This window comes from Stenotrophomonas sp. MMGLT7 (assembly GCF_021168555.1).
Taxonomy (GTDB): Bacteria; Pseudomonadota; Gammaproteobacteria; order Xanthomonadales; family Xanthomonadaceae; genus MMGLT7.
Genome location: NZ_JAJOZS010000002.1, coordinates 237,822 through 261,215 on the forward strand (window position 1 = coordinate 237,822; position 23,394 = coordinate 261,215).

General features: G+C 68.5%; 17 protein-coding genes, 2 tRNA genes and 1 pseudogene. 7 read left to right on the plus strand and 13 right to left on the minus strand.

From position 1 onward, the window contains the following. Window positions 1-155 precede the first annotated feature (155 nt). On the plus strand, window positions 156-3,224 hold the full coding sequence (locus LRX76_RS03805) for a fused MFS/spermidine synthase (protein ID WP_231802244.1): 3,069 nt from the start codon (window positions 156-158) through the stop codon (window positions 3,222-3,224). Here the strand turns inward: LRX76_RS03805 and LRX76_RS03810 are convergent. Continuing rightward, window positions 3,203-3,607, minus strand: a complete 405-nt coding sequence (locus tag LRX76_RS03810; RefSeq protein ID WP_231802246.1) for a DUF6165 family protein — start codon at window positions 3,605-3,607, stop codon at window positions 3,203-3,205. The two genes, LRX76_RS03805 and LRX76_RS03810, sit on opposite strands and share 22 nt — an antisense overlap. Window positions 3,608-3,976: 369 nt before the next feature. Then, window positions 3,977-4,067, minus strand: a tRNA-Ser gene (locus LRX76_RS03815). 169 nt (window positions 4,068-4,236) lie between these two features. Between LRX76_RS03815 and LRX76_RS03820 the strand changes: the two genes are divergently transcribed. Further along, window positions 4,237-4,941 (plus strand): protein phosphatase 2C domain-containing protein, encoded by a 705-nt coding sequence (locus LRX76_RS03820; RefSeq protein ID WP_231802248.1) that lies wholly within the window; start codon window positions 4,237-4,239, stop codon window positions 4,939-4,941. Window positions 4,942-5,086: 145 nt separating this feature from the next. Then, window positions 5,087-6,036, plus strand: a pseudogene (locus LRX76_RS03825) (IS1595 family transposase). Between the two features lie 141 nt (window positions 6,037-6,177). Here LRX76_RS03825 and LRX76_RS03830 read toward each other — a convergent pair. From LRX76_RS03830 to LRX76_RS03850, 5 genes are all read right to left on the minus strand, one after another. Then, window positions 6,178-7,545, minus strand: a complete 1,368-nt coding sequence (locus tag LRX76_RS03830) for a HAMP domain-containing sensor histidine kinase (RefSeq protein ID WP_231802250.1) — start codon at window positions 7,543-7,545, stop codon at window positions 6,178-6,180. 478 nt (window positions 7,546-8,023) lie between these two features. Next, window positions 8,024-8,701, minus strand: a complete 678-nt coding sequence (locus tag LRX76_RS03835; protein ID WP_231802640.1) for a response regulator transcription factor — start codon at window positions 8,699-8,701, stop codon at window positions 8,024-8,026. A 167-nt stretch (window positions 8,702-8,868) separates the two neighbouring features. Next, on the minus strand, window positions 8,869-9,771 hold the full coding sequence (gene rimK / locus LRX76_RS03840) for a 30S ribosomal protein S6--L-glutamate ligase (protein WP_231802252.1): 903 nt from the start codon (window positions 9,769-9,771) through the stop codon (window positions 8,869-8,871). Between the two features lie 357 nt (window positions 9,772-10,128). Then, window positions 10,129-11,211 carry an acyltransferase gene (locus LRX76_RS03845; RefSeq protein ID WP_231802254.1) on the minus strand — a complete coding sequence of 361 codons (1,083 nt, stop codon included), beginning with the start codon at window positions 11,209-11,211 and terminating at the stop codon, window positions 10,129-10,131. A 418-nt stretch (window positions 11,212-11,629) separates the two neighbouring features. Then, window positions 11,630-11,992, minus strand: a complete 363-nt coding sequence (locus LRX76_RS03850) for a helix-turn-helix domain-containing protein (protein ID WP_231802256.1) — start codon at window positions 11,990-11,992, stop codon at window positions 11,630-11,632. Between the two features lie 147 nt (window positions 11,993-12,139). Here LRX76_RS03850 and LRX76_RS03855 point away from each other — a divergent pair, with 147 nt between their 5' ends. Then, window positions 12,140-13,078, plus strand: a complete 939-nt coding sequence (locus LRX76_RS03855; protein ID WP_231802258.1) for a hypothetical protein — start codon at window positions 12,140-12,142, stop codon at window positions 13,076-13,078. 280 nt (window positions 13,079-13,358) lie between these two features. Here LRX76_RS03855 and LRX76_RS03860 read toward each other — a convergent pair whose 3' ends face one another. Further along, window positions 13,359-15,176, minus strand: a complete 1,818-nt coding sequence (locus tag LRX76_RS03860; protein ID WP_231802642.1) for a glycoside hydrolase family 15 protein — start codon at window positions 15,174-15,176, stop codon at window positions 13,359-13,361. A 227-nt stretch (window positions 15,177-15,403) separates the two neighbouring features. After that, on the minus strand, window positions 15,404-16,219 hold the full coding sequence (locus tag LRX76_RS03865; protein WP_231802260.1) for an NAD(P)H-dependent oxidoreductase: 816 nt from the start codon (window positions 16,217-16,219) through the stop codon (window positions 15,404-15,406). 86 nt (window positions 16,220-16,305) lie between these two features. On the opposite strand from LRX76_RS03865, the gene LRX76_RS03870 reads away from it, so the two are divergent. Further along, window positions 16,306-17,202 (plus strand): LysR family transcriptional regulator, encoded by an 897-nt coding sequence (locus LRX76_RS03870; RefSeq protein ID WP_231802262.1) that lies wholly within the window; start codon window positions 16,306-16,308, stop codon window positions 17,200-17,202. Window positions 17,203-17,220: 18 nt separating this feature from the next. Here the strand turns inward: LRX76_RS03870 and LRX76_RS03875 are convergent, their stop codons facing one another. From LRX76_RS03875 to LRX76_RS03885, 3 genes are all read right to left on the minus strand, one after another. Beyond that, on the minus strand, window positions 17,221-17,532 hold the full coding sequence (locus tag LRX76_RS03875) for a hypothetical protein (protein WP_231802264.1): 312 nt from the start codon (window positions 17,530-17,532) through the stop codon (window positions 17,221-17,223). Window positions 17,533-17,860: 328 nt separating this feature from the next. Further along, a tRNA-Gly gene (locus tag LRX76_RS03880) sits at window positions 17,861-17,934 on the minus strand. A gap of 73 nt (window positions 17,935-18,007) precedes the next feature. Further along, window positions 18,008-19,798 (minus strand): autotransporter domain-containing protein, encoded by a 1,791-nt coding sequence (locus LRX76_RS03885; protein WP_231802644.1) that lies wholly within the window; start codon window positions 19,796-19,798, stop codon window positions 18,008-18,010. Window positions 19,799-20,261: 463 nt separating this feature from the next. On the opposite strand from LRX76_RS03885, the gene trmB reads away from it, so the two are divergent. Together trmB and LRX76_RS03895 are read left to right on the plus strand one after the other, a co-directional pair. Continuing rightward, window positions 20,262-21,020, plus strand: coding sequence for a tRNA (guanosine(46)-N7)-methyltransferase TrmB (gene trmB / locus LRX76_RS03890; protein ID WP_231802266.1), 759 nt, complete (start codon window positions 20,262-20,264; stop codon window positions 21,018-21,020). A gap of 75 nt (window positions 21,021-21,095) precedes the next feature. Continuing rightward, complete coding sequence (locus LRX76_RS03895) at window positions 21,096-22,943, plus strand: SLC13 family permease (RefSeq protein ID WP_231802268.1); 1,848 nt, start codon at window positions 21,096-21,098, stop codon at window positions 22,941-22,943. Window positions 22,944-22,973: 30 nt separating this feature from the next. Here the strand turns inward: LRX76_RS03895 and LRX76_RS03900 are convergent, their stop codons facing one another. After that, window positions 22,974-23,324, minus strand: a complete 351-nt coding sequence (locus LRX76_RS03900; RefSeq protein ID WP_231802270.1) for a Rieske (2Fe-2S) protein — start codon at window positions 23,322-23,324, stop codon at window positions 22,974-22,976. Window positions 23,325-23,394 lie beyond the last annotated feature (70 nt).

The window sequence follows — 23,394 nt, forward strand, 5'->3', positions numbered from 1 at the left end:
GCGGGTGGCCCTTTGTCCACCGCGTCGCCGCCGGGGATGACGGCGACGCACAGAACGCGAGAACCCATGGCTGCACCCTGCCCCGTCACCCGCCCGTCGCCGCGTCCCGGTCTTGGTCGCCGCGGACGCGCTGCGACCGCCGCGGGAACCCGCGCATGACGCCGACCCGTCGCCTGCTCGGCCCGTTCCTGCTGGGCCTGTTCGTCCTTTCCGGCTTCGCCGGGCTGGTCTACCAGTCGCTGTGGTCGCACTACCTGGGCCTGACCCTGGGCCACGCGGCCTACGCACAGAGCCTGGTGCTGGCGATCTTCATGGGCGGCATGGCCCTGGGCGCCTGGCTGGCGGCGCGGCTGGCCATTCACTGGCGCCGGCTGCTGCGCGCCTACGCGCTGGCCGAGGCGGCGATCGGCGTGCTGGGGCTGCTGTTCCATGGCGTGTTCGTCGGCTACGGCGAGATCTCGCAGCGCTACCTGCTGCCGGCGCTGGGCGACGGCCTGGCCGGGCACCTGTACCCGTGGGTCTCCGGCGCGCTGCTGATCCTGCCGGCCTGCATCCTGCTCGGCGCCACCTTCCCGCTGCTCAGCGCCGGCTACCTGCGCGCGGCCCCGCGCGAGGACGCCCGCGTGCTCGGTGGGCTGTACTTCGCCAACAGCCTGGGCGCGGCGGCCGGCGCGCTGATCGCCACGTTCGCGCTGCTGCCGTGGCTGGGCATGCCCGGGGCGATGGCGGTGGCCGGCATCGCCAACCTCGCGGTCGCCGCCGGCAGCTGGGCGCTGTCGCTGCGGATCGAGCGCGTCCCCGCGACGCCGGCCGCAGCATCCGCCGCCACCGGCCGCCATGCCCAGGCCCCGCTGGCGCGCACCGTGCTGTGGGTGTCGCTGCTGTCCGGCGCCTGCTCGTTCGTCTACGAGATCGGCTGGATACGGTTGCTCAACCAGGCCCTGGGCAGCACCGTGCACAGCTTCGAACTGATGTTGGCCGCGTTCCTGCTGGGGCTGGCAGGCGGCGGCTGGTGGGTGCACCGGCGCGCGGCGCGGCTGCACGATCCGCTGCGCGCCGCCGCGCTGGCGCAGATCGCGATGGGCGTGGCGGCGCTGCTGTCGCTGGTGGCCTTCGCCCACTCGTTCCAGTGGACCGGGGCGCTGCTCGGTTCGCTCTCGCGCAGCGACGGCGGCTACCGCCTGTACCTGCTCGGCAGCGCCGGCATCGCCATGGCGGTGATGCTGCCGGCCGCCTTCTTCGCCGGCACCACCCTGCCGCTGTTCACCCTGGCGCTGCTGCGTGCCGGCAGCGGCGAGGGCGGCATCGGCCGGCTGTACGCGGCCAACACGGTCGGCGCGATCGTCGGCGTGCTGGCGATGACCCACCTGCTGATCCCGCTGCTGGGGGTGCGCAACGGCGTGGCCCTGGCGGCCCTGGTCGACGCGTCGCTGGGCTTCTGGCTGCTGGCCCATGCGCAGGGCGAGACCTCCCGGCGCAGGCTGGCCGGCCTGGCCATGGCCGTCGCCGCCAGCCTGTGCCTGATGCTGTACGCCGGACGCGTGGATCCGCGCGCGCAGCTTTCCGGAGTATTCCGCAACGGCTACGCGCGGCTGGGCGATGCCCTGCAGATCCCGTTCCTGCGCGACGGCAAGACCGCCACCATCGGCGTGGTGCGCTCGCCCGCGCTGGGTTCGCAATCGCTGCTGACCAACGGCAAGTCCGACGGCTCCATGGCCGAGCGCCTGTCCGATCCGCCCGGCGGCGACGAGCTGACCATGGTCACGCTGGGCGCGCTGCCGCTGGCGCTGCATCCGCAGCCGCGCCAGGTCGGGGTGATCGGCTGGGGCCTGGGGCTGAGCACGCATACGCTGCTGGGCAGCGAGCGGGTGCAGCGGGTCGACACCGTGGAGATCGAACCGGCGGTGCTCGCGGCCTCGCGCGTGTTCGCCCCGCGCATCCCGCGCGCGCTGGACGATCCGCGCTCGCACGTGCACTTCGACGACGCCCGCCGCTTCTTCGCCAGCGGCGGCCGCCGCTACGACGTGATCGTCTCCGAGCCGTCCAATCCGTGGGTCAGCGGCGTCGCCGGGCTGTTCACCTGGCAGTTCTACCGCTTCGTGCACGCCCAGCTGGCCGAGGACGGCATGCTGGTGCAATGGCTGCAGACCTACGAGATCGACGACGCGCTGCTGGCGCAGATCGTCGCCGCGCTGCTGCAGCAGTTCCCCGACGTGGCGGTGTACCTGGCGCAGGACAACGACCTGGTCGTGGTCGCCTGCCGCACGCGCTGTCCCGACCCGGACATCGAGCGCCTGCGCCACGGCCAGCTCGGGCGCGAGACCGCGCGCATCGGCCTGGCCAGCGATGCCGCACTGGCGCTGCGCCGCATCGGCGGCAGGCCGCTGCTGCAGACCTACGTCAACGCGCTGCAGGCGACCCCGCACGACGACTTCCACCCGGATGTCGCGCTGAGGGGACCGCTGACCCGCTTTCGCGGCGACCGCGCCGAGACCCTGCAGCAGCTGCTGGACAGCGGCCTGCCGGTGCTGGACCTGCTGGAGCGACGCTCACCGCCGCCGGCCGCGGCCGACATCCCGGCCATGCCCGGCCACCGCCCGAGCGAGGCCCGGGCCAGGGCACTGCGGCTGGCGGCGGCCCTGCGCAGCGGCGGCCACCATTCCCGGCTGGCCGTGCGCCAGCACGACAGCGCGGCGCCGGAACTGGCGCTGCAGGCCTTGCTGGGCAGCTCCGCCGGCGTCGTCGAGGACCCGGCCACCTGGGCCGAAGCCGCCTCCCAGGTGGCGGCCGCCACCCTGGGCCAGCTCCCGGCCCAGGACCTGCTCGGCGCCTGGATCGCGCCGGCATGGATCGACGTGGCACGGCAGCCGGCCCCGGTGCGGCAGGTACTGCAGATGTATGCCGCCGCCGCCGCGCGCGATGCCGGCACGATGCGCAGCACCGGCGAGGCCGTGCTGGAGCTGCCGCAGGCGCTGCCCGAGGCGCTCCAGGAACAGGCGCTGGTGATCGCCCAGCTCGGCGCGCTCGGCGATGGCCGCCCGGCCGAGGTCGAGCGCCTGCACCAGGGCTATGGCGTGGCGCTGCCGGCCAGCGAGGGCCTGCGCATGGTCCGGCACATGATCAGGATCCGCGGACTGGAGCGCCGCGACGGCGCCGGTCCGCTGGAGGAAGAAGGCGTTGCCCGCCCGGCACCGGTCCGCGATCAGGCCGCGCCGCCGGCGTAGTCCTGGTAGGACTTCTCCTCCACGTACTCCGAGCCCAGCGCCAGGTTGATCTCCTTCTTCAGCCGCGCGCGCTCGTCGTTCTGGAAATACACGCTGCGCGCCAGCTTGATGAACTCCTCGTCGAAGGCCTGCGCCTTCTCCTTCAGGCGGATGTCGTCCTCGATCACCCACAGCTGCTCGTTGACCGCCTTCAGCTGCGCACGCAGCTGGACGACATCGCGCCCGGCGGCGGCATGCGCCATCCAGATCTCCTCCAGCGCCGACAGCTCCTTGCGCACGTTCGCGAGCTTGGCCTCGTCGCTCATGCGTTCGGACTTGATCTGCAGGATGGCGATCTTGTCGAGCAGCTCGCCGAAGGAAACGGGGACCAGGATTTCGGACATGACGGATACCGGCGGAAACGGGAACGGCAAGTTTAGCCACCTGCGCCGGAAGCCGCTGTGCCAAGGAACGGCAACAACCGGATCGGGCCGGGTGCCGGCATCCAGCCCCTCTCCCGCCGGAGGGCAGGCACGCGCCGCGCGCGCAGGGGCGGGAGCGTCCTCGTGCTGGCGGACACGGTACGGGGCTTCGCCCCGGGTCCTCACCACCCCGCATGCGATACCCGCGGCACGCCCTGGGCCGGCATCGCCGTCCGCGCCGGCTTCCAGCCTCGCCAGTGCGGCCCATTGTTCCAGGGGGAAAAGGGCGACCGGCACCCGGCCGTCGCCTCGTGAAACGACAAAGCCCCCTTGCGGGGGCTCTGCGGCATCTGGCGGAGAGGGGGGGATTCGAACCCCCGATGCGCTATAAACGCATGCCTGATTTCGAGTCAGGTACATTCAACCACTCTGCCACCTCTCCGGGTGGTTTCCCGGCGAACCGGGCCGTGCATGATAAAGGTCCGGCCCCGTCCGGACAAGCCGCCGCAGATGAATCCGCGCCGTCGCGGCGCGGCGGTTTCCTTGCCGGATGTGCGCCGGCCCGCGATGATGCCGTTCCGGCCAGCAGTAACGACTCAGCTCCTCCCGCCATGATCGAATTCGGACACCTCACCCATGCCGGCCTGCGCCGCGAGCTCAACGAGGACACCTACTACGGCGACAGCGAGCTGGGCCTGTGGCTGGTGGCAGACGGCATGGGCGGCCACGCCTGCGGCGAGGTGGCCAGCGCCCTGGCGCGCGAGACCATCGTGCGCGAGGTACGCGCCGGCGCCGCGCTGGCGCAGGCGATCAGGGTCGCCGACGAGGAGATCATCCGTACCTCGCGCCGCCGCAACGACACCCTGCCCATGGGCACCACGGTGGTCGCCGCGCGCGTGCAGGGCAACCGCTTCGAGGTCGCCTGGGTCGGCGACAGCCGTGCCTACCTGTGGTGCCAGGACAAGCTGGCGCAGCTGAGCCAGGACCACAGCTACGTGCAGGAACTGATCGCCCAGGGCACGCTGACCGCCGAGCAGGCGCGCGCGCACCCGCACCGCAACGTGGTCACCCAGGCGCTGGGCGTGACCGACCCCAACCACCTGAACGTGGCGACGATGACCGGCGAGCTGCGCCCGGGCATGCGGCTGCTGCTGTGCAGCGACGGCCTGACCGAGGAAGTGGACGACGGCGGCATCGCCCAGGCGCTGGGCCACGACGACTACAGCGCCCAGGAATGCGTGGACGCCCTGGTAGCCGCCGCGCTCGACGGCGGCGGCTCGGACAACATCACCGCCATCGTGGTGCGCTGCCACTGAGCCCCCATCCCCAGAAAGCCGCAGGAGCGACTTCAGTCGCGATGGGGCTTTACCGGTACCTGATTAGCGCTAAGTTGTGCGCAGTCGCGGCGGCCGAGACGGGGAAGTAGCAAGCTCGGGCCATCTTCTTCCGAGGAGTGCGGCGATGAGCATGAACCGCGTGCAGTTCCAGCCGGGCCTGTCGATGGCGCAGTTCTTGGAGCGCTATGGCACCGAAGCGGCCTGCGAGCAGGCCTTGCAGCAGGCGCGCTGGCCGGAGGGGTTCGTCTGTCCCGTGTGCGGCGGGCGGCGGGCCAGTTGTTTTCCCCATCGAGGGCGACCGATGTGGCAATGCTCAGCCTGCCATCACCAGAGCAGCCTGCGGGCCGGGACCGTGTTTGACAACACCAAGCTGCCGCTGAGCACCTGGCTGTTGGCGCTGTATCTGTTGAGCCAGCACAAGACCAACCTGTCGGCGTTGGCGCTGATGCGGTATCTGGGGGTGTGCTACCGCACGGCCTGGCGGCTCAAGCACAAGCTGATGCAGGCGATGAGCGAACAGGAGGCCGGACGTCGGCTGGGCGGCCTGGTGCAGCTCGACGATGCCTACCTGGGTGGGGAGTGTCCGGGCGGCAAGCCCGGCCGGGGCTCGCCCAACAAGCGCCCTTTCTGATTGCCGTGGAGGTCACGCCGGGGAACCGGCCACGGCAGCTCGTCCTCGATCCGGTCCCTGGTTTCACCAAACGGGCGCTGCTGGAGTGGGCGCACACGCGCTTGCGGCCAGGCAGCCACGTGTATAGCGACGGCACCAGCGCCTTCGCGGTGGCTCTGGCCGAGTTGGGGCAGGGCCACACCGTCCTGCCCGGCAAGCGGCGTCCTGCTACCGAGCAGGAGCATAGTCGCTGGCTGAACGTGATTCTAGGCAACGTCAAACGCTCCCTGGACGGGGCCTACCACGCCTTTGGTTTCTTCAAGTACGCCTCGCGCTACTTAGCCGAAGCGGCCTGGCGCTTCAATCGGCGGACCCACTTGGAAGCGTTGGTGCCCCAGCTGTTGGAGACCGCCGCCCGCGGTACGCGATGGAGCGAGCGAGGGCTACGCCAAGTCCACGTCTAGGGGAGCTGACACTTAGCACTAATCAGGTCCCGGGAAAGCCCCATCGCGACTGAAGTCGCTCCTACAGGTCGTTGCTGCGACGCCTGCAGGGATGCGACGACGGGAATCACGACCGATCATTTGGACGTTGACGCACCCGGCTCAGGAGCTGGACGGCGCTTCCGCATCGTCCACCGACGGGTGGAAGCTCAGCTTGGCCACCACGCCGCGCTCGCGCCGCGGCCGCACCCTGACCTGCCAGCCGTACAGTTCGCACAGGCGGCTGACGATCGACAGGCCGATGCCGCCACCCTGCGAATGTCCGGCATGGGTGCCGCGGTAGCCGCGCTGGAACAGCTTGGCCGCATCCTCCTCGCTCAGCCCGGGACCGGTGTCGGCCACCTCCACCGCATCGTCGAGCACGGTGACGACCACCTGCCCCTCCTGCGTGTACTTGACCGCGTTGCCGATCAGGTTGCCCAGCGCGACGGACAGGGCCGATTCGGGCGCATCGATCACCAGGTCGCGATTGCCGTCCAGCAGCAGTTCCAGCGGCTTGCCGCCGAGCTGGGCACGGTGCGACTCGATCAGCTGCTCGGCGACCCGGGCGACGTTGCTGCTGCCCTGCCCGCGCTCGTTGCGCGAGAGCAGCAGCAAGGCGCCGATCAGGTCGGTGCACTGCTGCTCGGCGCGCTGGATGCGCTGCAGCCGCTGCAGCACCTTCTCGTCCAGGTTCGGCCGCGTCAGCAACAGCTCGGTGGCGCCGCGGATCACCGCCAGCGGCGTGCGCAGCTCGTGGCTGACGTCGGCGTTGAACTCGCGGTCGCGCTGGACCACCTCGGTCAGCCGCCCCGAGTAGTCGTCCAGCGCCTCGGCCAGCTGGCCGACCTCGTCGTCAGGGAAATGCGGCGCCAGCGGCTTGGGATCGCCGGTTCCGCCGCGGTAGCCGCGCAACCGCATGGCCAGTTCCGACACCGGCTTCATCACCTTCGCCGCCGACCACCGACCGATCAACAGCGAAAAAAAACCAAACAACAAAATCGAAACGTACAACCAAGCATTTAATCGATCCTGGGCAACACTAGCTCGAGTTGTATCATATGCAAGAAAAAACCAAGCCTCTGGCGTCTTTCGTACTGCGACCTTGTACGCCAGCGGATTATTCATCTCATCTGTCCCGCTATACCCCTCGATACCTTCCGGCATCTTTTCCCAGCCCGGAAAATCTCGCGCAAGCCGCGCCATTGCCTCCATATCATTCGGATTAACTGCACGCGCATACATCTGTTCGACCTGGAGCGTGGGCTTCGCATCTGGATTCTCCGCATATGATCGCGCCATCACTTCGATGTTGCGATTCATCACGTCCTCGATCATTTTTGTTTCGATGTATCGACTAGCCCATATTGTCGCAAGCGCGAACAGAATCGCCAGCCCAGTACCGAACAGAAAGAACGACAGAATTATACGGGTGCGTAGACGCCGCCGGCTACGACCCTTCATTATTTTCCCCACCAATTCGAACCTCATGGCAAGACCGGCACATGAATGTCGACACCGCAGATAACAACACAAATCAGCAAATCACACCCCGAAAAACAACAGCGACCCACTTGGGTCGCTGTTGCAAATCACGACAATCAAAATGGATTAGTACAAGAAGGAACTTCGTGACAATCAGTCTCAAAGGACCAGCTACCAAGCCACCCTAAATCGTAAGTAACTGAAGTACAAATGGTACATGATGCCTGACGGGCAAATGCAGAACTAGCCCCCAGCGCCAACCCAACCAATACCACGATGGAAAACAGCGTCTTCTTCATCCTTTTCATCACTTTCCGTCCTTTGCTCTTTATCATCTAGACATGATCGCCAGTCATCACCTAACGATACAAATAACTTCTTGCATCGCTTCTCCACCCTACACTATCCGCTGGGAAGAGAGCAATTCTCAGGAGACGCGTAGACGGCAAGAACCACCACACACGCATTCCTGGAGGGAGAACCGTCAGGCATCCGGTGCGGCGATGCGGTAGCCGATGCCATGGCGGGTCTGGATCATGGGAACTTCGAAGGGCTTGTCCACCACTGCGCGCAATCCGTGGATATGCACGCGCAGGGAATCCGAATCGGGCAGTTCCTCGCCCCATACCCGGGTCTCCAGCTCCTGCCGGGTGACCACCGCCGGCGACGCCTCCATCAGCGCCTGCAGGATCTTCAGCGCGGTGGGGTTGAGCTGCAGCAGCTTGCCCTGGCGCCGCACCTCGAGCGTGTCGAGGTTGTATTCCAGGTCGCCGGTTTCCAGCACCCGCGTATGCATGCCCTTGCCGCGGCGCGCCAGCGCGTTGAGCCGGACCTCGACTTCCTGCAGCGCGAACGGCTTGATCAGGTAGTCGTCGGCACCGGAATCGAAGCCGGCCAGCTTGTTGTCCAGCGAATCGCGGGCGGTGAGCATCAGCACCGGGGTCTGCTTGCGCGCCTCGTTGCGCAGCTTGCGGCAGACCTCGATGCCGTCCATCCCGGGCAGGTTGAGGTCGAGCACGATCGCATCGAAATCGTGCACCACCGCCAGGTGCAGGCCGGTGACGCCGTCGGCGGCGAAGTCCACGGTGTGGCCGCGGTCCTCGAGGTAGTCGCCCAGGTTGGCGGCGATGTCGCTGTTGTCTTCTATTACCAGAATGCGCACGTCGTATCTCTCGTTGGGCTTGGCCTGCTGGCAGGGCACCGGAGGGGTCGCGCACTTCACCGCCCGCTTGGCGGGCCGTGAGTCGGACCGGTGCTTTAGGCTAGGAATTATGAAGACCAAGGTGTGAAGGTAGCTATCCTTTATACAGCCCGCACTCTTAAAAGTTCCTATGCCGTGGAATCCGCCGTGCTGACGCCGCCCAGCCGTCGCTCGATCTCGCCGATGATGCAGCCGGCCACATCCTGCCTGGCCACCGTCTCGACGCCTTCCAGCCCGGGCGTGGAGTTGACCTCCAGCACCAGCGGTCCGCGTTGCGAACGGATCAGGTCCACGCCGGCCACGCCAAGGCCCAGCGCCCGCGCCGAGCGCACGGCGACCGCCGCCTCCTCGTCGCTTATGGCCACTGCCGAAGCCGAACCGCCCAGATGCAGGTTGGCGCGGAAGTCGCCCTCGCTGGCCTGCCTGCGCATGGCGGCGACCACGCGCTCGCCCACCACCAGGCAACGCACGTCCGCGCCCTGCGCCTCGCCGATGAATTCCTGCACCAGGAAGTCGGCATAGAGCCCGCGCAGCGCTTCCACCACGCCACGGGAGGCGCTGTTCTTCTCGGTCAGGATGACGCCGTTGCCCTGGCTGCCCTGGTTGAGCTTCACCACGTGCGGCGGCGGGCCCAGCATCGACAGCAGGTCCAGGGTGTCGTCGGGGCTGTCGCCGAACACGGTGACCGGCATGTCGATGCCCTGCGCGGCCAGCAGCTGGTGCGCGCGCAGCTTGTCGCGGGCGCGCAGGATCGCATCGGACGGGTTGGGCGTGTACGCGCCCATCAGCTCGAACTGGCGCAGCACGGCGGTGGCGTAGCGGGTGACCGAGGCGCCGATGCGCGGGATCACCGCGTCGTAGCCGGTCAACGGCCGCCCCTTGTAGTGCAGGGAAAAGCCGCCGGCGGCGATGCGCATGTAGCAGCGCAGCGGATCGAGCACGCGCACGCTGTGGCCGCGTTCGCGCCCGGCCTCCACCAGGCGGCGGGTGGAGTAGAGCTTGCTGTTGCGGGAGAGGATGGCGAGCTTCATCGCGTGGTTCGCGCGCAGCAGCCCTGGCGCATCTTGCCCGGGCGGTAGGGGGACTGCCTCAGGCCCTGGCACGGCGCCTGGAAGATGGAGCGACCAAGTGCCCGTGCCGCCTCATGGGAGGGCGACTTCCGGCTTGCCTCGCGCGGCAGGCAGGCATGATCGCGCAAGCCGCGGGCCCGGTCCAGCGCGACAGCGGGGTGCCGGGCGTGTCGATCGCTTCCTTAGGCAGTGCGCACCGCAGCTGCGCGCACGCGCCGGGCGAGGAAGAAGGAGGACGCGGGCATCCGGCCACGCCCAGGCAATGGCGCGGGGCCGGACCTGCCAAGCCCGACAGGCCGACTCGGGGAGGGCACGCCGTCAGGAGGCCTGGCCCGCCAGCCCGGGCGGCCTCAGCCTGGCGGCGACCGCCCTTCCCCAGCGGATCGCAGGCAGCTCGACCAGCTTGTGGAACAGCAGCGCGAGCGCCAGGCTGGCCACCAGCAAGCCCACGAACGTGGCGCCCTTGCCAGCCCGGGTCTCGGGTGCCGGAAGGAACTTCTGCACCACATTCATCAGCGGGAAGTGCAGCAGGTAGAGCGAGTAGGAGACGTCGCCCAGGAACCCGAGGGACTTCACCTCGGGCAGGCGTGCGTGCAGGCCCAGCAGCACCACCGCCGCGAAGATCGGCGCGGCGAACCAGAATCCATGGCTCATGCCGAACGGGACCGGCCCCTCGACGAACGCGGCCGGCACGGCGCACAGCAGCACCGCCAGGGCGAGGTACTTCAGCGCCTTGCTGGCGCGATGCCGGGACGCCCTCTCGAACAGCACCGCCACCACCATCCCGAAGGCGAACTCGTAGAAGATCGTGTTGCTCAGGACCTGCAGCGGGACGTTCCACCACGCCACGACCGGGAACCGCGCCGACGCCTGCGAGGAGAACGCATAGGATCCGTTGGCCGCGGTCTGCAGTCCCAGCGTCAGCGCCACGATCAGCAGGATGCACAGCGGCACGCGGTACTTCCGGCTCACGGCCATCGCCGCGCAGAACAGCAGGTAGAAGTACACCTCGTAGGTCAGCGTCCACGGCGGACCGAGCATGTTGTAGCCGAACTCCGGGCCCTGGTCGCGGTAGTCCTCCAGGCACAGGGCCAGCGAGCAAAGCTGGTCCGACAGGCTCCGGTCGCGGTAGAGCGCCAGTGTCGCCAGCAGCCAGACCACGAAGAAGACCGGGTAGATCCGGAAGAAGCGCTTGGCGGCGAACGAGGCGGGGGGCTCGCGCCCGTCACGAGTGACCAGGGTGATGATGAAGCCGCTGATCATGAAGAAGATGTCCACCCCCAGTGCGCCGGGTATCTGCCGGCTCGCGCTCTCGGGCAGCAGATACGAGAAATGCGCGACCACGACCAGCAACGCGCACAGCCCCCTCAGGTAATGGATCGAGACGATCTTTCCATGCATTCGACGGGAGGCTCCTGTGGCAGGTAGGGATTGGCCGCATGGCGACGCCGTCGCGAGCTGCATGGGGCAGCACACGACGAAACAAGGCAGGGAAATGGACCGACGTGCGGAGGTGGAACCGGCCGGTCAGGCCGCGGGCGCGGCGCGGCCAGCGAGGTGTCCGGGCGGGCGCGGTGGAGCGTGGGAGAAGACGAGGGCGATCGACGCCGGGATCGGACTGAACATGCATTCCAGTCTACGAGGGCCTTCGTTATGGTTCGGCTAACCGCGTGCCCCTGGCGTCCGGCGTTCAGCTGCGGGCCGGCCCGTGGTGAAGCGACGACAGCCGGGAACGCAGGCATGCCGAGCGGGCACACGGCCTTCCACCGGGCCGCAATAGCAGCTCGTTGGAAGGCGCACCTCATCCCCCGCACACGACTCAGTGGCTCGCGTCGTAGCGCACCCGGTTCCCGTGGATGGCTGCGCGATGGGCGACGGCCCATTCCGCCAACCGCCGCAGCGGGTCGGACAAGGATTGCCCCAGCGCGGTCAATGCATAGTCCACCTGCGGCGGCGTGGTGGCACGGACCGTGCGCTCGACCATGCCGTCGCGTTCGAGCGCCTTGAGCGTGCGGGCCAGCATCTGCTGCGAGATCCCGCCAACCTGGCGCTTGATGTCGTTGAAGCGCCGCGGCCGATCGTGCAGGGCGACCACCACCTGCACGGTCCATTTGTCCCCGACCCTGCCGAGAAACTCGCCGACCCCTCGGCAATCGCGGGCAACGGATGCGGTCTCATCCATATGACTTGGTCCTGGAAATATGCGTTTGACGGGCAATCTTTTAGTCACCTATGTTGCCCTGGTCAACAGAATTGACCTGGACGCGCACCGGTCCGGTGCCGGCATCGGCCGGTCGCAGCGGCGCTTCATCGAGAGAGGAAAACCAGCATGTCGATCCATGTCGAGGAAGGCGCAAGCGCGAACGTTCCTGCCGCCACCGTATCCATCCGTCCGGTCGTGCTGCCCGCACCGGGCCGGGGGGCGGACCTGCAGCTTCGTGTTTCGGCTCCTGCGACCGGGCGCGACCTGCCGATCATCGTCTTCTCGCACGGCTTCGGCTCCTCCATGGACGGGTACGCGCCGCTGGTCGACTACTGGGCCGCGCGGGGCTTCGTCGTGATCCAGCCGACCCACCTGGATTCCAGGCGGCTCGGCCTGCCCGCGGACGATCCCCGGACGCCGGAGATCTGGCGGTTCCGCGTCGAGGACATGAAGCGCACCCTCGACAATCTCGACGCGATCGAGAACGCGTTGCCCGGCCTTGCCGGGCGTGTCGATCGCGGCCGCGTGGCTGCCGCAGGGCATTCGTTCGGCGGTCACACCACGAGCATGCTGCTCGGCGCACGGGTGCTCGGTGCGGACGGCGGACCGGGGGAGGACATGTCCGACCGGCGGATCCAGGCCGGCGTGCTGCTCGCCGCCGGCGGCCGGGGCGGAAAGGACCTCAGCGCATTCGCGGCCGAGCACCTGCCGTACCTGAATTCCGACTTCGCCCGGATGACCACGCCGACGCTGGTCGTCGCGGGCGACAACGACCGCTCCCCGCTCACCGTCCGCGGCCCGGACTGGTTCACCGACCCGTACTTCCTGAGCCCGGGCGGCAGGGGCCTGCTTGCGCTTCCTGGAGGCGAACACATGCTGGGCGGCATCTCGGGGTACGACGTCAAGGAGACGACCGACGAGAACCCGGACCGCGTCGCGGTGGTGCGGCGGATGACCTGGGCCTTCCTGCGCAGCACGCTCCATCCCGAGGATCCCGCCTGGTCAGCGGCCTGCGCCGGCTTGATGGAAGACCCCGCCCCGCCGGCGCGGGTCGAACGCAAGTAAGGCGTACTCAGGGCTGTCGGCGCCGGAGCCGGCAAGCGCCGCGTCGGGCCTGTTCGGGACTGCCGGACATATCCACCAGGCGGGGCCCGGCACGTGCTTGAACGCGGCCGCGGATGCTGCCTCCGATTCATGGCCCGGCGGCGTAGCGATCATCGGGACCGGTTCGTTCCCGCTTGCTCGAGCGGTCATGAGCCAGAAGCTGCTATCGACCCGGGCCGCTCCCCATCTGTCGCGCCTGCATATGCGCAAGGGCGGCGTCGACCTACGCGGACGCAACGGCTCAGTCGCGTGCCGGCTCGCCCAGTGCCGCGAGCGCGGCGATGTGCGCCAGATGCGTGAGCCCTTGCGGAAGATTGCCGAGGAAGGCGCCGGAGCGCGGATCGGCCATTTCGGAGAACAGTCCGCCTCCGCGCGCGAGAGCCTTCGTCAGGCGTTCGAGGCGTGCGCGGGCTTCGTCACGCTGCCCGAGCAGCGCGCGGGCCTCGATCATCCAGAACGAGCAGGCCAGGAAGCAGCCCTCCTCCGCATCCATTCCGGTGTAACGGTAGTGATAGGGGCCGGCACCGAGTTCGCGGTCGATCGCGTCCAGCGTCAGCTGCAACCGTTCGCGGCCGTCGAAGCCGAAGCGCACCGCCAGCGTGAGCGAGGCGTCAAGCGCGTCGCTGCCGGGGAACATCACGAAGGCCTGCTTGGATTCGGACCAGCATTCGCGCTCGATCCAGTCCTTGATCCGGTCACGCTCGCGCTGCCAGCGGTCACGGCAGGTGGTGGGAAGCTGGCCTCCATCGGCCAGTTCGACGGCGCGTGCCAGCGCCTGCCAGCAACTGATCTTGGACATGGTGTAATGCTCGTATTCCGGCAGTTCCCACATGCCGGCGTCGGGCATCCGCCAGCGGTCCGCGCATTCGTCGGCGAGGCGCGAGAGGGTTTCGGCGCTGGCGCTGTCGAGGATGTTGCAGCTTCCGACGAAGCGGGAGGCGGTCTCGAAAATGTCGCCGTAGACGCCGTGCTGGTCCTGGCTCCCGGCGTCGTTGCCGGTCAGCACCGGCCCCGTACCGCGGTAGCCGGGCACGCGCACGTGTTCGGTGGCGGGCACCTCCCCGCCGTCGAGCGTGTAGCAAACCCGGCAACCGGTCTCGCGCAGCTGGCGCATCAGCCACGAGAAGGCCGCCTTCGCCTCAGGCTCCGCACCGGCCTCGAGGAAGGAATTGATCGTGTATCCCGCGTCCCGCACCCAGGCGTAGCGGTAGTCGTAGTTCTTCTCGCCGCCGATCCGTTCCGGCAGGGAGGTCGTGGCCGCCGCCGCGATCGCGCCGGAGGGCGAATGGAGCAGCAGCTTCAGCGCCAGGGCGCTGCGGAGGAAGGCCTCGCGATCGCTCCCGCGATAGCCGAGGTGGCGGGTCCAGTCGCGCCATTCCCGGTCGGAGATGTCGATCCGCTCGTCGATGTCCTCGATCCGCGGCACCACCAGCGGCTCGTCGCGTCCGGCGACGATGGCCACCGTCTCCCGCTCGCCGGCCGCGACCGCCAGGTCGCCAGTGATGCCTTCGTCCGCCCAGTCGCTGCGGACGCCGCCGCTGTGGACGAAAAGGCCGAGAACCGATTTGACGTGGAAGACCGCGTGCTTGCCGACCGTGGAGTGATAGGGGCTGGCCGCGCCGCCCTGCCGCCCCGGCCGCATCTCGAAGGTGAAACGCACGCGCCCTTCCAGTCCCTCGACCCGGCGGGCAAGTTCCGTCCATGGCAGGCGGCCGGCGGTACCGCTGTTGAGGGACTCCGTGAGCCTGGCGCGCCCGTCCGGCGTCGTGAAGACGGTTTCCAGGACGTTGCTGTTCGCCCGGTAGCTGCGCTCGACCGTGAACGGCCCGTCAGGCTGCAGGGAAAAGCGCCCGCCCTCCGCCGCGTCGAGCAGGCGGTCGAACAGCGGCGGGGAATGCATGTCGGGAACGCACCACCAGTCGATCGACCCGTCGGCCCCGGACAAGGCCACGGACCGCCCGTCGCCGAGCGCTGCGTAGTCTTCCAGTGGGAGATGGCCGCCGGTTCTGGAAGGTTCCGAGACGCCGGAGCGGACGGGTTGTGATGATGCGGGGACGATGTTCAAACCGGGATTCCTTTTGACGACCGGCAACGGCTCCGCCGCCCCTGTGGCGATCGAGACGGCCGCGACGTTCCTGCGATGGTGCGGCGCAAAAACATGCTGGCCGGCCGGTTCGTTTCTTGTGAAAACGGCAACACGTTCTTTTCATATCGAGCCGTGGCCGATGGCAGGCCTGGACCACGTCATCTGCGCTGGCCACGGTCGGCCGCTTGGCGAGCAAGGAGTCACGCACCCAGTGAGCGATTTGCGTGCTCGTCGTCGGCCGGCCGGGAGACATCGGCGACGTGCGCCATCAAGCCCGTCCGATCCGGTGCGACATGATCGCCAAGGACATGGCGGTCAGGGTAGTCGCCGCCATTCTGCGCTCGGAAGGCGATCGGTTCGTCCTCGAACAGCCGTTCCACCCGGCGGCGCCAAGCCGCGACGGCTTCGGCCATGCCTCTGGCGTCGATTCCCGCAGCCCCATGGACAGCGAAGGTGGGCAGCACCTGCATGCCGGAAAAGAACAGCGTGCCGTGGGTGATGGGAAACAGCAGTTGTTCCAATGGCCCGTTGATGCCGCGAGGCGAGTAGTCGATCGCCGGCCCACCGACAGAGACCGCCAACAGCGCGCGCTTGCCCGCGAAACCACCATCGCCATAACGATAGGCGTTGCCGGCGCCCCGGTAGCCATAGGCCAGGCCGTAGGCCCACACCCTGTCCACCCAGCCCTTCATGATCGCCGGCATGCTGAACCACCACAGCGGGAAATGCAGGATCAACGCATCGGCGGCCAGGAGCTTGCGTTGTTCTTCCTCGACGTCGGGCGTCTGGCAACCATTGGCGAACGCATGTCCCGATTCCTGGATGAAGGACAGGCGGTCCTGGTCGGCTCGCCCGGGAAAGTCCTGGGCGTCGAATACCGCCTTCCACCCCATGGCGTACAAGTCGGACTGCATGACCTCGTGTCCCCGGTCTTTCAGAACGTCAAAGGAAATGTCGGCGAGTTGATGGGTGACCGATGTGCGCTCGGGGTGGGCATGGACAAGGAGGATTTTCATGCTGGTGTACTCCATCGGTAGATGGGGGCACGGTAAGACGGCATTATTTATAGTGGAAATGAATGATCTTAATTTCTGATATAGCCATGAATAATTCCTTGAGGCGCCTCGACCTGAATCTTCTGGTCACGCTCGACGCGTTGTTGATCGAGCACAACGTGACCCGCGCGGCCGAGCGCCTGCATCTGTCGCAACCTAGCGTGAGCGTGCAGCTCTCCCGGTTACGCGAGTTCTTCGACGACCCGCTGCTGCTGCCCGGTCCGCGTGGCATGCGTCCCACCGCTCGCGCCGACGAACTGCGCGAACCGCTGCGGCAGGCATTGGCCACGCTGGAGCAAGCAGTCGCGCCCTCCAATCCTTTCGATCCAGCCCAGGCCAGCCAGACCTGGCGCATTGCGGCCTCCGACTACAGCGAGTTCACGATCCTGCTGCCCGCCCTGTCGTCACTGCGCAAGGCTGCACCCGCAACACGGCTGGCCATCGTGCAATGCGCCCCTTCGCAAGTGGCGAAGAAGGCGGAACAAGGAGACATCGACCTGGCATTTCTCATTGGCGCCGAAGCGCCACCGGATTTGCGCCGCAGGCTGATGTTCACGGAGCGCTACGTGCTTGCAGGTCGTGCCGGACACCCGCGCTTGAAACGTCGCCCGACGTTGGCCCAGTTCTGCAAGCTTGACCATGTCATCGTGTCGCCGGACGGTGGCGGCTTCCATGGCGTGACGGATGCGGCATTGGCCGAGCGAGGCACGACGCGCCACATCGCCTTGTCGGTACCGCACTTCCTGTTCCTGGGCGCGGTGCTGGCGCACACCGACATGGTGGCAATGGTGCCGTCGCGACTGGTAGGCGGCGATGCCGCGCTGCAGGTCGTCGAGCCGCCGCTCGACGTTCCCGGCTTCGACATGCTGATGCTCTGGCCCGAACGGGCTCACCGCGATCCCGCGCATCAGTGGCTGCGCGAACACACTGCCAATTCGACATGAGCAATGCCGCTGGCGCCGTCACACAGCCAGCCCCTGTTCGGCCAGACCCGTGTCGCCGGCTGACCTTCCTCGGGCGGATTGCCGGGAGTCCACATGGGCGATCCAGCGGCGCGACTTGCCGACCGCCTGTGCGTGGAGCGCCATGGGCAGCATGTTGGGGACGTTGTAGCTGTTCTCCTCGGCGGCCCTGGCCGCGAAGCGCTTGCGCTCGACGTGCGGGTAGGTGCCCGACGCCAGCAGGGCGCGGGCCTCGTCGCGCCGGGATAGGTCCCAAACGACATGCGCTTCTGCCTGGCGAGCCAGCAATGGCGAAAGTGCCGGGATTTGCATCCGCTCGCCGAGACATGGATGGCGAGGCCATCCTGGTCCGCGATCGAACAGGGCTTGCCGGTGGTCCGTGCCCGCCTGACGACAACGTCCGAAAGTGCCCTGGTTCCAGCTCCTGAACTTACGGTCAGGATTGGATGCGTCCTGGAATCCTTGCTCCTCCAGCGACAATGCGGAAAGCCATGCGCCCGGATTGCGATGGCCTCAGCAATGGCCTCGAAAGCGCTGGCTACCGGTGGAATTCAGTGGAAGTCACCGGAACATCGAAGGAGGAAAAATCGTCTGTATTCAAGCCCTTAGGGAACCCAGTGGAACTCAGCAGAACTTGAATTGGAGCGGGCGAAGGGAATCGAACCCTCGTCAGTAGCTTGGGAAGCTACAGCTCTACCATTGAGCTACGCCCGCGACGTGCGGCAAGTCTATGCGCGCAGGCCGGCCGAACGCAACGAGGCGCCGCCGCGGCGACGCCCCGCCCGCCTCAGAAACCGCCGGAGAAGTTCACGAACAGCGTGGCGTCGTGTGCGCGTTTCTGCCCGGTGGTCGCCGAGATGCCGATATTGCTCTGCAATCCGGCCAACGTGGGACGGGCGCCGAGCACCACCGTGGCGTAGTTGCGATCCAGCGCCAGGCCCGGCACCTGGTAGGTTCCGGCCTCGGGGATGGACTGCAGCCAGGCGCTGGCCTGCCGGCCTTGCTCGAACTCATGGTCGTAGGTCGCCTGCAGGTATGGCCTGAGCGCGCCGCCGCCCCCCCTCACCTGCCAGCCGACACGGCCGACGCTCGAGTCCAGGTCCTGGTCGCCGTAGCCGAGCGCGGTGGCGCCGGGATTGCTCTCGACATAGCCATCCAGCTTGACCTTCTGCCAGGTCAGCGAGGCCACCGGGCCGTGGCGAAGGCCGCCGCGCTGGCCGAACTCGTAGCCGGCGTTGAGCGCGGCGGTGAGGTTGCTGCCGTCGGGCGATCCGCCGTGCTGGCGTCGCGCCGGGCCCAGGTTGACCTGGCGGCGCACGTCGTAGTCCAGCCAGCTGTAGCCGACCTGGGCGTTGACCCACGACTGCTCGCCGTACCAGCCGGCGAAGGCGCCCACGGTGGTGTCGGTCTGCCTGAAGTCACCGCGGCTGTTGCCGAAGTCGGCCTCGAGCCGGCCATGGCCGGCGAAACCACCGAACACCCAGCTGCCGCGCGCCCAGTCCACCCCGAACAATCCCGCCGGCGCGGTGCCGTCGAACAGGTCGCCGTGCTCGTGGCGCTGCGAATCGCCGCGCAGGTTGCCCCACCAGCGCACGCCGTCGGCCTGCGGGCGGCCATCCAGGTGCCAGGCGACCTGGTCGGCCCGGGCACGGCCGATGGCCTGCGCCGAGCGCGTCAGCACCTGCTGCAGGCGCGGGCCTTCCAGGATCGAGGCGGCATACTGCGCCAGCATGCGATGGGTGGCCGTGGTCGGATGCACGCCGTCGGCGAAGAGGTAGGTCGAGGACGCGTCCGGCGTGGCGTAGCTGGTGGGATTGCAGGTCAGCGAGTTGGCGGTGACCTGCGGCTGGCAGGCGGTACCGGTGATGTTGCTGAAGCCGTAGGCGGCAGGATCGGCGGCGATTTCCTGCAGCAGGTGGAAGGTATCGACCGGGATCACCTGCAGCCCGGCCGCCTGCAACCCGCCGAACAGGGCCTGGTTGTAGGTGCTGGACAGGGCGGTGCCCTGCGCCATCGCGGCGGTGCCCTGGGCACGGAACGACGGCGTGAGCCCGAGGTCGGGAATGGTCGGCACCAGCACGTAGCGCGCACCGGCCTGCTGCAGGCCGCCGATGATGCCGACCTGCGCGGCCACGGCGCTGCCGATGGTGGCCTGCGCCGGCGCGCCGGCGGTGACCGCGAACAGGTCGTTGGCGCCGCCCCACACCGAGTACAGCGCGTTCGGGTCGGCGCTGCCGCCGCTGGCGGCCAGATAGGCGGAGGCCTGGGTGGCCAGCGAAGGCGTCGGCCCCAGCGCGCCGACCGTATCCTGGCCCACGCGCGCGCCGCCGGCGGCGTAGTTGCTGCCGTCGCGGCCGTTGCCGTTGGGCACCGCCGAGGTGCCGTACATCTGGGCCAGGAACTCGGACCACACGTAGCCGGGGTTGGTGGTGAAGCGCCCGGTCACCGGCTGCACCGCGGCCGGCAGCAGGGGCTGGTAGTAGCCGCTGTCGGTCAGGCTGTCGCCGAAGAACACGGTCTGCGAATAGGGCGAATCGGCCAGCGCGTGGCCGGCCGCCACGACAAGGGCGAGCGCCATCAGCGAACGGACGGGACGGGAATACGGCGACATGCGGCTCTCTCCTGGGGCGATCGGCAGCGGCGGGCGGCATACCCGGCCGAGTGGGCGGCCATGGTTTCACTCCATCGAAGAACCCTCACGCTGCAGCGCGACAGGCCGCCCCCCGGGCAGGCGGATCGGCCCCGGTGCAGCCGGCCCGGCTGGAACCGCTACTCCTGGCCACGGACAGAAGAGCGGACAACGACGCCGCGACGTCGACGCGTGCACGCCGGGCAATCGGCGATAATTGCGCGATGAAAGCCCCCTTCCACCGCGACCGGCCGGACATCGCCGGCGAATGCAGGCGTTCGCGCCGGCCTTGCGGGCGCAGCGGCGGCCGCATCGACGCCGGCGGCGTGCCCGACGCCAACGCCCGGCCCCATCCCTTCTCCCCGCTGGCCGGCGTACCCGCGTGCGCCGGCCGCCCGGCCGATCTCCCGACATGACCGACCCCTTCAACAGTCCGGGCGCCAAGACCCCGCCCAAGCCCTTCACCGTCGAGCAAGGCGTGCGCCGCGTGCGCAGTTTCGTGCTGCGCCAGGGCCGCTTCACCCCCGCCCAGCAGCGCGCCTTCGACGAACGCTGGCCGCGCTTCGGCCTGGACTACCGCGGCCAGCCGCGCGACCTGGATGCCACCTTCGGCCGCGATGCGCACAAGGTACTGGAGATCGGCTTCGGCAACGGCGATGCGCTGCGCTTCGCCGCGCGCCAGGACCCGGCGCGCGACTACCTCGGCATCGAGGTGCACGCGCCCGGTGTCGGCCGCCTGCTCAACGCCCTGGCCGAGGACGGCAGCGACCACGTGCGCATCTACCACCACGACGCGGTGGAAGTGCTGGAGAACGAGATCGCCGATGGCGCGCTGGACGAGGTGCGCATCTACTTCCCCGACCCCTGGCACAAGAAGCGCCACAACAAGCGCCGGCTGATCCAGCCGGCCTTCGCCGGGCTGCTGGTGCGCAAGCTGCGCCCGGGCGGGCGCCTGCACGCGGCCACCGACTGGCAGGACTATGCCGAGCAGATGTGGGACGTGCTCGACGCCACCCCCGGCCTGGTCAACCGCGCCGGGCCGCGCGGGCACGTGCCGCGCCCGCCCTGGCGGCCGCAGACCCATTTCGAGACCCGCGGGCAGAAGCTGGGCCATGGCGTGTGGGATCTGCTTTACGATCGGGAATCGGGATTCGAGATTCGGGATTCGTGACAGCAAGGCCTGTCCCCGCAACCGGATGCCCGACCGCAACCAATCCCCCATCCCGAATCCCGAATCCCCACCCCAATGGAAACCGCGCTGACGCTGACCAACGACATGAGGCTCGTGCTCGGGCTGGTCGGCTTCACGATGGCGATGTTCCTGTTCGAGCGCATCCGCGCCGACGTGGTGGCGCTGATCGTGCTGGTGGTGCTGGGCGCGACCGGGCTGATCGCGCCAGAGGAGATCTTCGGCGGTTTCTCCGGCAACGCGGTGATGAGCATCATCGCCACCACCATCCTCGGCGCCGGGCTGGAGCGCACCGGCGCGCTGAACCGGCTGGCCTCGTGGCTGCTGCGCCGCGCCCGCGGCATCGAGCAGCGGCTGCTGCTGATGACCACCGCCATCGCCGGGCTCAACTCCTCGTTCATGCAGAACCCGTCGGTGATGGCGCTGTACCTGCCGGTGGCCTCGCGCCTGTCCGCGCGCACCGGACTGAGCCTGCAGCGGCTGCTGCTGCCGATCGCCGCGGCGATCGTGATGGGCGGCGCGCTGACCATGGTCGGCAACTCGCCGCTGATCCTGCTCAACGACCTGCTGGCCTCGGCCAACAACAACCTGCCCTCGGGCATGGCCACGATCGAGCCGCTGCGCATGTTCGCGCCGCTGCCGATCGGCGTGGCGCTGCTGATCGCCTCGCTGCTGTACTTCCGCTTCTTCGGCGACCGCAAGCTGGTCGAGGAGGAGCGGTTGGTCAACAACGGCGTCACCCCCGCGCGCACGGAGAGCTATTTCGCCAACACCTACGGCATCGAGGGCGACGTGTTCGAGCTGACCGTCAGCGCCGAGAGCCCACTGGTAGGCATGACCCTGGGCGAAGCGGAGACGGTGCACGACGCGCCGCTGATGCTGGCGCTCAAGACCGGCGAGGACACCCGCCTGGCGCCGCCGGCGGACATGCGCATCTGGGTCGGCAGCGTGCTGGGGGTGATGGGCCCGCGCCAGCAGGTGGCCGACTTCGCGCAGAACCAGTTCATGAAGATGTCCTCGCGGCTGCGCCACCTCGGCGACCTGTTCAACCCGGCCCGTGCCGGCATCGCCGAGGTGGTGGTGCCGCCGAACTCGCGCTTCATCGGCAAGAGCGCGGCCGAGCTGCGCCTGCGCAAGCAGAGCGGCATCAGCCTGCTGGCGATCAACCGCGACAAGCAGGTGATCCGCGAGAACGTGCGCAAGCAGCCGCTGCGCGCCGGCGACATGCTGGTGGTGCACAGCATCTGGCAGGATCTGGCGCAGGCCGCCGAGGGCCGCGACTTCGTGCCGGTGACCGATTTCCCCAAGGGCGAGCAGCGCCCGCACAAGTTCAAGATCGCCATGGCGATCTTCGCGGTGACCATCGTCATCGCGCTGACCTCCAAGCTGTCGGTGCCGCTGACGCTGATGATGGGCGTGGCCGGGATGCTGGTCACCGGCGTGCTGCGCATGGACGAGGCCTACGCCTCGATCAGCTGGAAGACGGTGTTCATGATGGCCGGGCTGATCCCGCTGGGCTGGGCCATGGACAGTTCCGGCACCGCCGCCTGGGTCGCCGGGCACACCATCGACCGGCTGCCGCAGGGCATCCCGGTATGGGTGATCGAGGTCGCACTGGCAGTGCTGACCACCGCGTTCTCGCTGGTGATCAGCCACGTCGGCGCCACCATCGTGATGGTGCCGATCGCGGTCAACCTGGCGCTGGCGGCAGGCGGCAACCCCACCGCGTTCGCGCTGATCGTGGCGCTGTCGGCCTCCAACAACCTGATGACCGCCTCCAACCCGGTGATCTCGATGGTCACCGGCCCGGCCAACTACACCCCGCGCGAGCTGTGGCGCGTGGGTGCGCCGCTATCGCTGATCTACATCGCGGTGATGGTGCCGGTCATCAACCTGATGTTCTGAGCCGGCCGGCGCGCGGCTGCCGGCGAGCAGTCACTGCGCCAGCGACACCTTGCCGTCCTGCACCCGCAGCGCCACCGCCTGCAGCGACTGGCCGCGGCACGGGCCGGACACGCACAGGCCGCCATCGAGTTCGAACGTGGCGCCATGGGCGGCGCAGACGAGCTTGCCGTCGGCGCTGACGAGGAACTGGCCCGGCGCCCAGTCCAGCCGCCGGCCGGCATGCGGGCAGATGTTCAGCCAGGCCCGCGACTGTTCCGCCCGGCGATGCAGGATCAGCGATTCGGGCCGGCCTTCGACGACGGCCTCCACCTCCAACAGTCCGTCCTGCGGAATGTCCTGCAGGCATGCCAGCGGCGGCTGGGAAAGCAGTGGATCGGCCATGGGAAAGCGCGGGGATCGGGGAAAACCCATTGTCGCACCCAACTCCCGGCAGCGCCCGAGTATCGCCACG